This window comes from Flavobacterium enshiense DK69, assembly GCF_000498495.1.
In the GTDB taxonomy this organism is placed as follows: Bacteria; Bacteroidota; Bacteroidia; order Flavobacteriales; family Flavobacteriaceae; genus Flavobacterium; species Flavobacterium enshiense.
This window is the reverse complement of record NZ_AVCS01000009.1, coordinates 161,330-174,923: the sequence shown is the minus strand read 5'-3', so window position 1 is coordinate 174,923 and position 13,594 is coordinate 161,330. Positions and strand designations below refer to the sequence as shown.

The 13,594-nt window shown below is 39.0% G+C and carries 13 protein-coding genes; 8 read left to right on the top strand and 5 right to left on the bottom strand.

Going from position 1 to position 13,594, the window contains the following annotated elements:
• Nucleotides 1-78: 78 nt before the first annotated feature.
• The 4 genes from FEDK69T_RS06665 to FEDK69T_RS06650 all read right to left on the bottom strand — a co-directional run bounded on the left by FEDK69T_RS06665 (nucleotide 79) and on the right by FEDK69T_RS06650 (nucleotide 4,580).
• Complete coding sequence (locus FEDK69T_RS06665; RefSeq protein WP_023573388.1) at nucleotides 79-1,668, bottom strand: SGNH/GDSL hydrolase family protein; 1,590 nt, start codon at nucleotides 1,666-1,668, stop codon at nucleotides 79-81.
• Nucleotides 1,669-1,688: 20 nt separating this feature from the next.
• Entirely contained in the window at nucleotides 1,689-2,957 is a 1,269-nt protein-coding gene (locus FEDK69T_RS06660; protein ID WP_023573387.1) for an OmpP1/FadL family transporter, read from the bottom strand.
• 142 nt (nucleotides 2,958-3,099) lie between these two features.
• On the bottom strand, nucleotides 3,100-3,867 hold the full coding sequence (locus FEDK69T_RS06655; RefSeq protein WP_035630089.1) for an alpha/beta fold hydrolase: 768 nt from the start codon (nucleotides 3,865-3,867) through the stop codon (nucleotides 3,100-3,102).
• Nucleotides 3,867-4,580, bottom strand: coding sequence for a pyridoxine 5'-phosphate synthase (locus tag FEDK69T_RS06650; protein ID WP_023573385.1), 714 nt, complete (start codon nucleotides 4,578-4,580; stop codon nucleotides 3,867-3,869). The genes FEDK69T_RS06655 and FEDK69T_RS06650 overlap by 1 nt, the downstream gene beginning before the upstream one ends.
• A 93-nt stretch (nucleotides 4,581-4,673) precedes the next feature.
• Here FEDK69T_RS06650 and FEDK69T_RS06645 point away from each other — a divergent pair, with 93 nt between their 5' ends.
• From FEDK69T_RS06645 to murI, 8 genes are all read left to right on the top strand, one after another.
• Nucleotides 4,674-5,333 carry a CBS domain-containing protein gene (locus tag FEDK69T_RS06645; RefSeq protein WP_023573384.1) on the top strand — a complete coding sequence of 220 codons (660 nt, stop codon included), beginning with the start codon at nucleotides 4,674-4,676 and terminating at the stop codon, nucleotides 5,331-5,333.
• Between the two features lie 15 nt (nucleotides 5,334-5,348).
• Nucleotides 5,349-6,233, top strand: coding sequence for an NAD kinase (locus tag FEDK69T_RS06640; RefSeq protein ID WP_023573383.1), 885 nt, complete (start codon nucleotides 5,349-5,351; stop codon nucleotides 6,231-6,233).
• 153 nt (nucleotides 6,234-6,386) lie between these two features.
• On the top strand, nucleotides 6,387-7,070 hold the full coding sequence (porG, locus tag FEDK69T_RS06635) for a type IX secretion system protein PorG (RefSeq protein WP_035630090.1): 684 nt from the start codon (nucleotides 6,387-6,389) through the stop codon (nucleotides 7,068-7,070).
• Between the two features lies 1 nt (nucleotide 7,071).
• A complete protein-coding gene (locus FEDK69T_RS06630; RefSeq protein WP_023573381.1) occupies nucleotides 7,072-7,812 on the top strand; it encodes an isoprenyl transferase in 741 nt (246 codons plus the stop codon).
• On the top strand, nucleotides 7,745-10,477 hold the full coding sequence (gene bamA, locus FEDK69T_RS06625; protein ID WP_035630092.1) for an outer membrane protein assembly factor BamA: 2,733 nt from the start codon (nucleotides 7,745-7,747) through the stop codon (nucleotides 10,475-10,477). Before FEDK69T_RS06630 ends, bamA begins: the two co-directional genes overlap by 68 nt.
• Nucleotides 10,478-10,515: 38 nt before the next feature.
• On the top strand, nucleotides 10,516-11,688 hold the full coding sequence (locus FEDK69T_RS06620) for an OmpH family outer membrane protein (RefSeq protein ID WP_081711708.1): 1,173 nt from the start codon (nucleotides 10,516-10,518) through the stop codon (nucleotides 11,686-11,688).
• Nucleotides 11,689-11,712: 24 nt separating this feature from the next.
• A complete protein-coding gene (locus tag FEDK69T_RS06615; protein WP_023573378.1) occupies nucleotides 11,713-12,222 on the top strand; it encodes an OmpH family outer membrane protein in 510 nt (169 codons plus the stop codon).
• Nucleotides 12,223-12,286: 64 nt separating this feature from the next.
• Nucleotides 12,287-13,066: a glutamate racemase gene (gene murI, locus FEDK69T_RS06610; protein WP_023573377.1), complete on the top strand. Its 780-nt coding sequence runs from the start codon at nucleotides 12,287-12,289 to the stop codon at nucleotides 13,064-13,066.
• Here murI and FEDK69T_RS06605 read toward each other — a convergent pair.
• A complete protein-coding gene (locus FEDK69T_RS06605; protein ID WP_023573376.1) occupies nucleotides 13,063-13,584 on the bottom strand; it encodes a gamma carbonic anhydrase family protein in 522 nt (173 codons plus the stop codon). The genes murI and FEDK69T_RS06605 overlap by 4 nt on opposite strands.
• Between the last annotated feature and the right edge of the window lie 10 nt (nucleotides 13,585-13,594).

Genomic DNA, 13,594 nt, shown 5'->3' with positions numbered 1-13,594 from the left:
GTTTCACGGAATTATTTTAAAGGCGGTAAAAATAAAAAAAGCGCTGAAAATTCAGCGCTTTTTTCAAACTAATATTTTTTAGTTGGATCCCAATATGGTAATCCCCGGGAAGCCTCCTACTTCATGAATCGGCAGTTTCGCTTTATAATGAGAGTTGATTACTTTGATAATTTCATTGGCAAGCACCGCATAGCCTCTCGGATTCGGATGCACTCCATCCAAAGAGAACAATACCGTACTGTAGTTATTCAGACTACCAGCTAATGTAAAATAATCAGCCGTATAAATCTGACCATCGTCCAATCGCAATCCGTTTGCCAACTTATTCATAACTGCATTCATATCGGCAACCGCAAGACCTTTGGTAGCAGCAGCTGATTTAATTGCCGCATTATAAGCCGAAGTTGCATCTGCAATAGCCGTTTTTTCAGATGGAATCAAAATATGATTGTCTTCCAACGGATAGGTAATACCATACTTGTTAATCAGAGCAGGAACATCTTCAGGAGCTGTTCCAATTACCGGTCTTGTAGTTAAAAGAACTAAATCCTGGGCAGTGGTCTGTCTTGCCTGCCCAAACGCCTCACCAAAATCCGCAGCAACTTCCGGACCAAACATCGGAGTAAGTGCCGCTGTCAACTGATCTTTTAAATCCGGAAGTGTTTCATCTTTAATCAACAAAGGATTTGCCGATGTGGTAGACAATAATTTAATTCTGTTTCCGGCACCGAAAGCAGTCAAAACTTGTTTTAGCGGACCATACAATTGCGTATTCAAAGCATTGATAGTCGCCTCGTAAGCTGCCTGATTACCTCCTGCCACAGTTACGACAGTTAACGGATTATAAGGTATAGTTGTAAAGAACGGAATTGCTGTAACACTCGGAATAGTACAGACCACTCCTTTCGCCCCTGCAGAAGTTAAGGTATTAACTATTTGCGTATAAACACCTCCAAATACAGTAGCATTCGTAATATCATTACCCCCATAAGTCGAAGGATCCATATTTCCGGTTGCATTATGATCTACTCCAACACCTCCGGAAGTAGCATAAGACAGCACATCGTTTGAACCAATCCAATTAGTGAAAAACGTTGGTTTTTTAGACATCGCATCTCCCAAGACCGTTGCAGTCGGAGATGAGGCGTGTCGAACAAAATACGGATTAGCCGTCCCTGGAACCACGCCATCAAGACTACCATAACCCGGCGCCAATAAATGGAACGATTTTGCACCAGGCACACCCATATTATTAACTGCCCCATGAACGCCTGCTGAAACTTCAATTGTCGGGGTTCCGGCAATAGGTTCAGGAAGTTTTACGGAGTAGTCAATTACCAGTCGGGTTCCTCTTATCACCTGTCCGCCCAAAGTCAGGCCTCCCAGATTATTCACGTCGTCCGCAAACGAAGGCTGAGTAAATTCACCACCTCCAACAATCTTAAACTGCTTGGCCAAAAGGTTTGGATAAGAATACGCTTGACCACCGCGGGAAACCGTATTATCCATAAAACCAGCCGTAAGGGAATTCCCGATAGCCACATAAGAAGAGAAATCCGCCTCTCCGGATGAGTAAGAAGCATCGCTAACCTCAGTCTCAAATTCAGGTTCGCACGATGCCAAACCCAAAGCTGCAATTACTGCAAAATATATAAATTTATTTTTCATCTTAATTTCCTTTAAATGATTTAGAAGCTATACGTTACACCAACACCCGGAGAGAAAACCGTTGACTTATAAGTACCTCCAAACGGAATTGTACTGGTAACAGCTTGTCCGTTAACCAAAGTCGTTTCCTGGTAATGATCATAAGACGCATCAATCTCATCAAAATGTAAATACAAGAATGAAGCATCAACACCTAAATTTTTATTGATTTGGTAAGTCAAACCTCCTGTATACCCCATTGAATCGTTACGAGGTGTTTCAGGAGCAAAATAACCTGACGCAATCGGACTTTCATCTTTATACCATCCCGCTCTGAACGTAAATTTATCAGTTGCTTCATACTGCGTTCCTACACGGTACGTATTAGTATTCTGGTAATTTCTTGGATTTACTGAAGTCTCTACACTATTATCGAAATCAATGGTCAAGTCTTTATAAGCACTCCACATCGTTCTGTTGTAATCGAAAGCAATCATCCATTTATCCGTAAGATTAAGAGACAAACCCGCCGTTAATTCAGCCGGCAACGGCAAATCAGCGCTGAAAGTAGTATTCGAAAACTTTTCTTGCAAAAAAACTGGAATTTCATTAAAAGCAGCCATACCTCCACGGGCTTCCATAATAATTTCAGAACGATAATTCACCCCTAGACGCATCTCTTTACAAGGATTTAACATAAATCCGGCAGCATAGCCCCAAGCGTTAATCCCGTTGGCATCCAGTGACACGTCTGATCGGTTTCCGCTTTCATCGGTCAAACTTCTGTTCAGGTTTTTGTTAAACTCCACCGACCCGATAACATAGATAGGACCACCCCCAATTGCAAACGCATCATTCACCTTAAATGAAACGGTAGGCTGAATATAAATCGCTTTTAAATCGATTCTGTTTACCAGATGTGAACCCTGCCAATCCCGATCCCATTCCACTTCACTACCATATGGTGTATAGACAGCAATACCTGCCGACAACCATTTGTTTATTTTATAGGAAGCATATATACTGAATGGCGTCCCCATATTATCAGTAGAATTTTGCCAATTATAGGTTTCATTTTGGAATTTTGTTTCTGCAAAAAGAAGATTGCCTCCGATAGAAGCATTGAATTTATCTTCCAAAAAAGAAATCCCCGCAGGATTAAAAAACAAGACTTCGGCACTATTCACAACAGCCACGCCGGTATGCCCCATTGCTAGCTGCTTCTGCCCTTGTAAACTCACGCGATACCCTCCCGCAAATACAGAAGTCGACGCTAAAGCCAATAATGTTAAGGATAATAGTTTTCTCATAGGTTATAAAATAGGAGTTAGTTTCTGGTCATTTTCTTAAATGATTATTCCAAATTTATAACAAAATATGGATTTTACAATTTTTTTAAGAAAAATGTTATGCAAACATACTATTTTAACGAACACCTTACAGAAAACTGTTTTATTTATTCAGAAAAGCCATAACTGACTCGTAAAAACCCTTTGGATTCTCGGCATGCAGCCAATGTCCGGCATTTTTGATCGTAACTACCTCAACATCTGAAAAATGATGACGAATAGTTTCAAAATCCGAATCCAATACATAATCGGATTTGTCCCCACGAAGGAACAAAACAGGGCCGTCAAAATGATTTTCAAACGGAAGCGCATTGCCGATGGTTTCGATTTTTCGGTTAAAAACATCTAAGTTAAATCGGAACCCAAGTTGCCCCGGCTCTAGCCAGTACAAACTTTTTAAAAGAAACTGCCGTGTTCCGAAGTCTTTTATGTAATTCGAAACCGTCTCTTCAACTTCAGCCCGACTTGGTTTTGTTGAAAAATCCACCGCATTTAATCCTGCCAAAATAGTTTGATGATGTGGTGCGTAATATTTCGGACCGATATCGGCAACAATAAGCTTAACTACTTTTTCAGGATAAGTTGTAGCAAAAAGCATAGCAATCTTCCCTCCCATAGAATGCCCTATAAGGTTTATTTTTTTCAATTGATACTTTTCGCAATAATCAAACACATCCTGAGCCATAATCTCATATGTGAAATCTTCAGAGTGCGGACTTTTTCCGTGGTTACGCATATCGATCATGTGCACCTGAAATCCCTGTAGAGCAAACTGCGTACCTAATGTTTTCCAGTTGTCTGACATTCCCAAAAAACCATGAATGATTATCAGTGGCTGTCCTTCGCCTTCTATTCTTGAGTGTAATTCCATTATTTCAAACGTTGCAAATACATATTAACCACATTTTCCAACCCGAGGTAAAGCGATTCGGAAATCAAGGCGTGCCCAATCGAAACTTCCAAAAGCCCTGGAATATTTTCTTTGAAGAATTTAATATTATCCAAACTCAAATCGTGCCCTGCATTAATCCCCAGACCAAGATCGTTGGCCAAAACCGCCGAAGCAATATATGGTTCGATTCCTTTTTTATTCCCCAATCCGTACTGATGCGCGAATTCTTCTGTGTACAATTCGATGCGATCGGTACCAGTTTCTTTTGCACCTTCAATCATTTCCAGAACCGGATCCACGAAAATAGAAGTACGAATCCCGTTGGCTTTAAATTCAGCAATAACTTCTTTCAGATAGGCTTGATTTTTTACCGTATCCCAACCCGCATTTGAAGTCAGCGCCCCAATAGCATCCGGCACCAAAGTCACCTGCGTCGGTTTACACTCCAATACCAAATCGATAAAATTATGCTGAGGATTTCCTTCAATATTGTATTCAGTCGAAACAACCGAAACCAAATCCCTTGCATCCTGATAGCGGATATGGCGTTCATCAGGTCGTGGATGCACCGTGATTCCCTCTGCTCCAAAACGCTGAACATCGACTGCAACCTGAAGCAGATTAGGCACATTGCCGCCGCGGGAATTTCGCAGCGTGGCTATTTTATTTATGTTTACAGATAATTTTGTCATGCTAAAATAATTTTCCAACAAAAATACAAAGTAAAATTAAGCTGAAATGTCCTATTTTTTGATTATTTTGCAGTCGATTTCGATTTTTAAGCTATGAGTGAAATTACCGAATATATCAACAATGAGGTCGACCCGATTCACATTGAAGACACCATTGAAAAGGTTCAGGATCTATTTCTTGAATTCCCGTACAGCCATTTTCCTGTTCTGGAAGAGGGCGTTTATATTGGTTGCGCCAGTGCCGAGGATATCGAACTTTTAGACAGCGACCGAAAAATTGGCGAATTTCGCTATACTTTCGAACGTTTTTTTGTGAGAAACACAATGCCTTGGCTGGATGTACTTGAAATTTTTGCAAAAAACGAAACCAACGTCGTCCCTATTTTAGATGAAACCAATACCTACATCGGATATTATGAAATTGCAGATGTAATCAAATGTTTTCACGACACACCATTTCTGAGAGAAGACGGAGGCTTCATTGTAGTCCAAAAAGGCATAAAAGAGTACAGTATGAGCGAAATCGCTCAGATTGTAGAGAGCAACAATGCAAAACTACTAGGGCTTTTTATTTCCCATAATGATATGGAAAAAGTACAGATCACGCTAAAACTTAGCCTTGGAGGAATGAACGAAATCATTCAGACATTCCGAAGATACGAATATGACATCATCACTGAGCACCAGGAAGATGCGTACCTGAATAACCTGAAAGACCGTTCGGATTATCTGGACAAATATTTAAATATGTAATTAGAAAATCATTCTATGAAGTTAGCGATTTACGGACAAACCTATCAGCAAAACACCAAAGACATCATCGACAGGATTTTGTCAGTTACTCAAAAAAACAACGCTGAAGTGGTTTTTGAAGCTAATTATCATGCCATCTTATCCGAGAACAACGTTTTCGCAAAAGAAATACCTACTTTTTCAAACCATACTGAACTAAATGACGGTTTCGATTTCTTCATCAGTATCGGCGGTGACGGAACCATGCTTCGTGCGGCCACTTTCGTAAAAAACAAAAACATCCCCATCGTTGGAATCAATGCTGGCCGTTTGGGTTTCCTGGCCAATGTACAACGTGAATCCGTAGAAAAATCGATTCTTTTTTTACTTGAGGGCAATTATAAGGTATCTGAAAGAACATTATTGAGCCTGGAATGTTACCCTGACCCTTGTGATATCTTCGATTTGAATGTCGCCTTAAACGAAATCACCGTTTCACGCAAAAACACAACATCGATGATTACCATCGAGACCTGTCTGAACGGCGAATACCTGACTTCTTTCTGGGCAGACGGATTAATCATCTCGACTCCAACAGGTTCAACGGGATACAATTTAAGCTGCGGCGGCCCCGTAATCACTCCGGAATCAAAATGCCTTGTAATCACACCAATCGCCCCGCATAATTTAAATGTCCGTCCCTTAGTGATTTGCGATGAAACCGAAATAAAACTCAAAGTATCAGGAAGAGAACCTCAATTTTTAGTTTCACTCGACTCAGGCACTAAGGCAATTGACAACGAAAACGAGATTCACATAAAAAAAGCCCCGTTTACCATAAACATGGTCGATTTTCCTGAAGAAGGCTTCCTGAAAACATTGCGAAACAAATTGCTTTGGGGAGAAGACAAACGCAATTAAACGAATTTTACCCCCCAGATTCATACTACAAAGCCCACAAATTCCGTTAGGTAAAGATTAATTCGAATTTTATTACATTTAACGGTGCGAAAATCCTATAACAAAGATGGTTTAGAAATCTATATTGTTATATTTGCACACTATTTTAACAAAATGAAGAGACTCTTTACAGCTGTATTCTTTCTTCTGCTCTGGACACAAACCAATGCGCAAATTCATGAATTGGGGGTTTTTCTGGGCGGAAGCAATTACATTGGGGATGTTGGCCCGACGACTTACATTGCGCCAAAGGATTTTAGTTTCGGAGTTTTATATAAATGGAACCGAAGTACCCGACACTCCTATCGCATTTCGTATACCCAAGGAAAGATAACCTCCGACGATTTGGATTCAGATGCCTCGGCAAGAAAAAAGCGAGGTTATAATTTTGAAAACGAAATCAAAGAGCTCTCAGCCGGCTTAGAATTCAATTTCTTCGATTTTGACCTGCATAACAGCGGCTTTTTATTTACACCATATGTATATACAGGGATAAGCGGTTTTCGTTATGATGAATTGTATGTACTGAATGGACAAACTAAAACCGACGACAGCAAATATTCTTTAGCCATACCGATGACTTTGGGCGTAAAAACCCGAATCGCCAACAGCTTTGTTTTGGGATTGGAAAGCAGTGTGAAATATACGTTTACAGATAATTTAGACGGAAGCAACCCTAGTAATTCGGATTATGCTTCTTTACGTTTTGGAAATTTAAACAGCAATGATTGGTACGTTTTTACAGGAGTGACTTTAACGTATACTTTTGGACAAAATCCTTGTTTTTGCGCAGAATAAAATGAGTTTACCGGAAAATATAAACAAAGATAATTTACCCAAACACCTGGCCATAATCATGGACGGGAACGGACGTTGGGCAAAACAAAAAGGAATGCTTCGCGCTTTTGGCCATGAAAGCGGAACAAAATCGGTTCGTGCCGTGGTGGAAAGCTGTGCCAAATTAGGCATCGAAAACCTAACCCTTTATGCCTTTTCAACTGAAAACTGGAACCGACCAAAATTAGAAGTTGAAGCATTGATGAAACTTTTAATTTCTTCTTTAAAGGGAGAACTGAAAACACTTGCCAAGAACGACATCCGCTTGAATTCCATCGGAAATCTCGATAGTCTTCCCGCTTCGGTAAAGAAAGAATTACTTGACGTAATCGAGAAAACAAAAGACAACAAACGAATGACTTTAACGCTTGCTTTAAGTTATGGCTCCCGTGAAGAAATCATGAGAGCTGTAAGAAACATCAGCGATAAAGTTAAAAATAACATAATTTCGATAACCGATATTGATGAATCGATTATTAATCAGCATCTTTACACGCATGATCTACCCGATGTAGATCTAGTAATTAGAACTAGTGGTGAGCACCGCATCAGCAACTTTTTGTTGTGGCAAATTGCTTACGCTGAGTTCTATTTTACTGATGTATTATGGCCTGACTTTAGAGAAAAAGACTTATATGACGCGATTATCAGTTATCAAAAAAGAGAACGAAGATTTGGAAAAACAAGTGAACAAATTAAATAATTTCAGAATGTTTCAAAAAACTATAAGACTAGTTTTTGCAATTATATTTTTAGGAAGTATTTCCACTGTAAACGCTCAAGATCAAGATAACAACACACCCGAAGCTGGGAAAAAATACGTTCTTGCCAATGTTGATGTAACCGGTAAAATAACCTACAACCAACAGACAATCGTTACATTTTCAGGTCTGGAAAAAGGAGAAACCATTACCGTTCCCGGTGATGAAATCAGCAGTGCCATTAAAAAACTTTGGAAATTAGGCCTTTTCAATGACATCAACTTTTATGTCGAAAAAATTCAGAACGACAGCATATTTCTAGAGTTAAATATCAACGAATTACCAAAACTAAACGAAGTCAAATTTCAGGGAGTAAAAAAGGGAAAGGTAGACGATTTAATCAAAGACAACGACCTTAAAAAAGATAAAGTTGTCAATGAAAATCTTTTGACAACCACCAAAAATTACATCGAAAACAAATACAAAAAAGACGGTTATTACAATACAAAAGTAACTATCAACACTATTCCCGATTCTACCGAAAACAAGGTAAACATGGTGGTTAATGTTGACCGCGGAAAAAAAGTAAAAATCAAAAATATCGTATTCGAAGGCAACTCCGAATTCACAACACCTAAACTTAAAAGAACGCTATCAAATACTAAAGAAAAAAGTATTTGGAATCCTATGCGCATCTACAAATCTTCCAAATTCATCAAAGACAAATACAACGAGGATTTGGTTGCCGTTATAGACGAGTACAAGGAAAATGGATACCGCGATGCAAGAATCACTGATGAAACGGTAACTTACGACAAGAAAAAAAATACAGTCGACATCAAGATCAAACTTGAAGAAGGGAAAAAATATTATTTTGGCGACATCCGATTTTTAGGAAATACGGTATACAACAACCAACATCTTGAACAAATATTAGGCATCAAAAAAGGTGATGTTTATAACGGAAAATTGCTTCAGGAACGTATTGCCGATAAATCAAGACCGGACGGAGAAGATCTTACAAACGAATACCAAAACAACGGTTATTTATTCTCGAACATAAATGCAGTTGAAGTAAAAACGGCTAACGACACTATCGACTTTGAAATTCGAATCACAGAAGGACCTATTGCCTATTTCAACAAAGTTACCATTACCGGAAACGACAGAACGAATGACCATGTTATTTACCGTGAACTACGTACCAAGCCAGGTCAAAAATGGAGCAAGGACAATGTTATCCGAAGCATCCGCGAGCTAGGTCAGTTGGGCTTTTTTGACCCGGAGGCGCTCAAACCTGATGTTAAACCGAATGGAGCCGACGGAACTGTAGATATCAATTACAATGTAGCTGAAAAAGGATCAAGCCAGGTAGAATTACAAGGTGGTTACGGCGGAGGTGGCTTTATCGGAACCCTAGGGCTTTCCTTTAACAACTTCTCCATAAGAAACCTATTCAACAAAGAGGCTTACAAACCACTTCCTATGGGGGATGGTCAAAAAATGGCACTGCGTTTACAAGGTAGTTCCTATTTCCAAACGTACAGCTTATCGTTTACAGAGCCTTGGTTGGGAGGTAAGAAACCGGTAAGTTTTTCAACTTCCCTATCTCATAGTAAACAATATCTGTACAACTATTCAACACGCGATGTAACGAAAGAACAAAGCTTTACCATTTCTGCAATTTCAGTGGGTATGGCTAAAAAATTAACGGTGCCGGATGATTACTTTATTTTATCGCAATCGGTATCCTTCCAGTACTATAACCTACATAACTATTTTAATGGTCTTTTTACCTTTGGTAATGGGGATTCAAGAAACTTAACCTATACCGTAGCACTATCAAGAAACAGTAAAGGTTTTAACCCAATTTACCCAACTTATGGTTCGGAATTTACTCTTACAGGTAAATTTACTCTTCCATATTCACTTTTTAATGGTGTAGATTACGGAAATTTAGGTAATTTAGAGGAAAATAAATTAAAGAATGCAGACGGAGTCTATTTGGATGAGGACGGAAACCAAATTTTAGACAGCCAAGGCAATCCAAGTACCGATTACACGCAAGCTGCCCCAGATCAGGCCAAAGTGGATCAGATTCGTTTCAAATGGTTAGAATATTATAAAATAAAATTTAAAGCCGACTGGTATACTAAAGTGTATGAAAAATTAGTTTTACGTACCTTAGGAGAATTCGGATTCCTTGGTGCTTATAACCAGGAAAGAGGCCTCGTACCTTTCGAACGTTTTTATTTAGGAGGTGACGGTTTGGCGAACTTCTCTATGGATGGCCGCGAGGTGATTCAGTTGAGAGGATATCCGAATCAGTCCTTAGCCCCTATTATTGAAGAACCAGGTCCGAAATATGGACAACAGGTTGGAGCGACCGTGTTTAATAAGTTTTCATTAGAATTACGTTATCCGATAACTTTAGCACAGTCGGCATCCATTTACGCCCTCACCTTCGCAGAAGCAGGTGCATCCTTTGATTCGTTTAAGAACTATACGCCATTTTCTTTAAAACGATCAGCAGGAGTTGGTTTGAGAGTATTTATGCCGGCCTTCGGTTTATTGGGTATTGATTTTGCTCACGGATTTGATGCTATTCCGGGACAAACCCAAAAAAGCGGATGGCAAACCCATTTCATCATTGGCCAACAGTTTTAAAGTTTGGCATGATAGTTGAAATTAACTTTATCAACATTATGAGAAAACATTTTTTACTTGTACTTGTAAGCTTCGCTTTTTTAACTGCAAACGCCCAAAGCAAAGGCGTGAAGGTAGGTTATATTGATATGGATTATATTTTGGAGAAAGCTCCGGAATATGCCGAAGCCAAAAACCAGTTGGAACAGAAAGCACAAACCTGGAAACAGGAAATTGAAGTTAAGAAGACTGAGATAAACAAACTGAAAGACAATTTAAATACCGAAAAAGTTCTTTTAACCAAAGAGCTGATCGCGGAAAGAGAAGAAGCGATTGCTTTCCTTGAAAAAGAATTGTTGGAATACCAGCAAAAAAGATTTGGCCCTAATGGTGACTTAATGATTCAGAAAGCTACCTTGATTAAGCCAATACAGGATCAGGTTTTTACAGCGGTACAAGATATAGCTACGGCTCAGAAATATGATTTTATATTCGACAAGTCATCGGATTTAACCATGCTGTTTGCCAATCAGCGATTCGACTTAAGCGACCGAGTGTTGCGAACTTTAATGCGTGCTCAGAAGAAAGAGCAAATGTCTAAAAAACAAATAAAGGAGCAGGAAAAACAGGATGCTTTAGATGATATGGCAGCCGAAAATCCGGATCAGATAGAAAGACAGAAAAAATTAGACGAGAAAAAAGCGGCTCGTGAAAAACTTATAGAAGAAAGAAAACAGGCTATCGATCAAAAGAAAAAAGAAGCTGAAGAAAAAAGAAAACAACTTTTAGAAGAAAGAAAAAAGAAACAGGGAAAAACAACAACAGAACCTGCGACAGACACCCCTGACGGGAAGGCTCCGGATTCAAAAGACGGAAAAACTGCTGAGGAAAAACCTGCTGATGGAAAAACAGTAGAAGAAAAAGCTTCAGAAGAAAAGCCAAAAGAAAAAACACAGTCTGAAATAAACACCGACAAAAAAGCGGAAGCCGAAGCAAAAAAGAAAACAGCCGCTGAAGAGCGCCAGAAACTTTTGGAAGAAAGAAAAAAAATACTGGAAGAAAAACGTAAAAAAATTATAGAAGACAGAGAAAAAGCCAAAAAAGAAAGAGAAGAAGCCTTAAAAAAGAAAGCTGAAGAAAACAAAACAAAAGCTGAAGAAAACAAAACAGGAGAAAGCAAACCTGCAGAAAACAAAACAGAGGAAAATAAAACAGAACAAAACAAAAATTAAAAATTACTAATAACTATTCTAACAATGAAACAATTAAAAACTTTACTTATCGCTGCAGCACTATTCATCGGTGCAAACCAAACCATTACAGCACAAGCAAAAGTAGCTCATATCGATGTTCAGGAGCTAATGACTAACATGCCGGAAATGAAAACTGCTCAGGCTCAGGTTAAGAAAATAAGCGAGACTTATGACAACGAATACAAAACCATGGTAACTGAGTACCAAAATAAAATGAAAAAATACGAATCAGAAGCTACAACAGTAACTGAGGCTGTAAACGAAACCCGCGCAAAAGAAATGCAGGATATGGGACAACGCATCCAGCAATACAGAGATACTGCTCAGAAAGAGTTACAGCAAAAAGAAATGGACCTTGTAAAACCAATCATGGACAAAGCTAAAGCCGCTATTCAAAAAGTAGCTAAAGCTAAAGGTTTCCAATATGTGCTTGATGCAACTCCAGGTAGTGGTGTTATCGTAGCAGACGGTCCAAGCTTATTGACGGATGTTAAAAAAGAATTAGGGTTCTAATAAAATTTTCCTAAATACAACAAACTGCTCTCAAGTTAGAGCAGTTTTTTTTTACATTTGTTTTATGAGCAGTAACAACCCCATAGGCATCTTCGACTCAGGCATAGGAGGAACTTCCATCTGGAAAGAAATTCACGCTCTTTTGCCCAACGAAAACACTATTTACCTTGCAGACAGCAAAAACGCGCCTTACGGGCAACGCCCGAAGGAGGAAATAATCGAATTAAGCTGTAAAAACACAGACATTCTGTTAGAACTCGGATGCAAAATAATTGTAGTTGCCTGCAATACAGCCACAACAAATGCTATTAAAGAACTGCGCGCCAAATACAATGTACCATTCATAGGAATAGAACCGGCCATTAAACCTGCCGCAAATCAATCGCAGACACAAACCATCGGTATTTTAGCCACCAAAGGAACCATTAACAGCGAACTTTTCAGCAAAGCGGTTGCCTCCTACTCCAACGTAAAAATTATTGAACAAATCGGACATGGGCTTGTTCAGTTAGTAGAGGAAGGTAAAATAAACTCGCCTGAAATGACAACACTTTTGGAAGAGTATCTCAAACCAATGATTGCAGCCAACATAGACTATTTGGTTTTAGGATGCACCCATTACCCCTACCTGATTCCTCAAATCAAAAAGATCCTACCGGACCATATCAAAATAATTGATTCAGGACAAGCAGTGGCTAAGCAAACCCAGAACATCCTAATAAAAAACAATCTGCTAAATAGCTTCGATGAAACTAAAAAGCAGATTTTCTATTGCAACAGTGATTCAAAGGTTCTTAAAGACATACTTGGATTCACCGAAAATGTATTTGAAAAGGATTTTTAATTCTCCTCTTTAAACCAACTGGAATACATAACGTAATTATTCGATATACGTTCGATTTCTCCTGCGAAATCAGACGCATTGATATCTTTCACCTTCTTTGCAGGGATTCCCGCGTAAATCGCCCCGGATTCAACTACAGTATTTTGTGTAACGACAGATCCTGCGCCAATGATCGTATTGCTATTGATAACACAATTATCCATAACAATGGCTCCCATTCCAATCAACACATTATCATGCACCGTACAACCATGAACAATAGCATTATGACCGATGGAAACATTATTCCCTATAACAGTTGGGTGCTTTTGATAAGTACAATGAATTACAGCTCCATCCTGGATATTCACTTTATTTCCAATGGTAATCGAGTTAACATCGCCGCGTACAACAGCATTAAACCAAATACTGCAAGACGCCCCTAAAGTAACATCACCAACTATAGTAGCATTTTCCGCTACATAACAATCCTCCGGTATTTGAGGATATTTTCCTCTGACTTCTTTAATCAATGCCATAATATATCAA

What these genes read in the sequence shown, in the direction of transcription:
- FEDK69T_RS06665 (WP_023573388.1), bottom strand. Translation starts at nt 1,668, where the DNA reads ATGAAAAATAAATTTATATATTTTGCAGTAATTGCAGCTTTGGGTTTG.
- FEDK69T_RS06660 (WP_023573387.1), bottom strand. Translation starts at nt 2,957, where the DNA reads ATGAGAAAACTATTATCCTTAACATTATTGGCTTTAGCGTCGACTTCT.
- FEDK69T_RS06655 (WP_035630089.1), bottom strand. Translation starts at nt 3,867, where the DNA reads ATGGAATTACACTCAAGAATAGAAGGCGAAGGACAGCCACTGATAATC.
- FEDK69T_RS06650 (WP_023573385.1), bottom strand. Translation starts at nt 4,580, where the DNA reads ATGACAAAATTATCTGTAAACATAAATAAAATAGCCACGCTGCGAAAT.
- FEDK69T_RS06645 (WP_023573384.1), top strand. Translation starts at nt 4,674, where the DNA reads ATGAGTGAAATTACCGAATATATCAACAATGAGGTCGACCCGATTCAC.
- FEDK69T_RS06640 (WP_023573383.1), top strand. Translation starts at nt 5,349, where the DNA reads ATGAAGTTAGCGATTTACGGACAAACCTATCAGCAAAACACCAAAGAC.
- porG (WP_035630090.1), top strand. Translation starts at nt 6,387, where the DNA reads ATGAAGAGACTCTTTACAGCTGTATTCTTTCTTCTGCTCTGGACACAA.
- FEDK69T_RS06630 (WP_023573381.1), top strand. Translation starts at nt 7,072, where the DNA reads ATGAGTTTACCGGAAAATATAAACAAAGATAATTTACCCAAACACCTG.
- bamA (WP_035630092.1), top strand. Translation starts at nt 7,745, where the DNA reads ATGACGCGATTATCAGTTATCAAAAAAGAGAACGAAGATTTGGAAAAA.
- FEDK69T_RS06620 (WP_081711708.1), top strand. Translation starts at nt 10,516, where the DNA reads ATGAGAAAACATTTTTTACTTGTACTTGTAAGCTTCGCTTTTTTAACT.
- FEDK69T_RS06615 (WP_023573378.1), top strand. Translation starts at nt 11,713, where the DNA reads ATGAAACAATTAAAAACTTTACTTATCGCTGCAGCACTATTCATCGGT.
- murI (WP_023573377.1), top strand. Translation starts at nt 12,287, where the DNA reads ATGAGCAGTAACAACCCCATAGGCATCTTCGACTCAGGCATAGGAGGA.
- FEDK69T_RS06605 (WP_023573376.1), bottom strand. Translation starts at nt 13,584, where the DNA reads ATGGCATTGATTAAAGAAGTCAGAGGAAAATATCCTCAAATACCGGAG.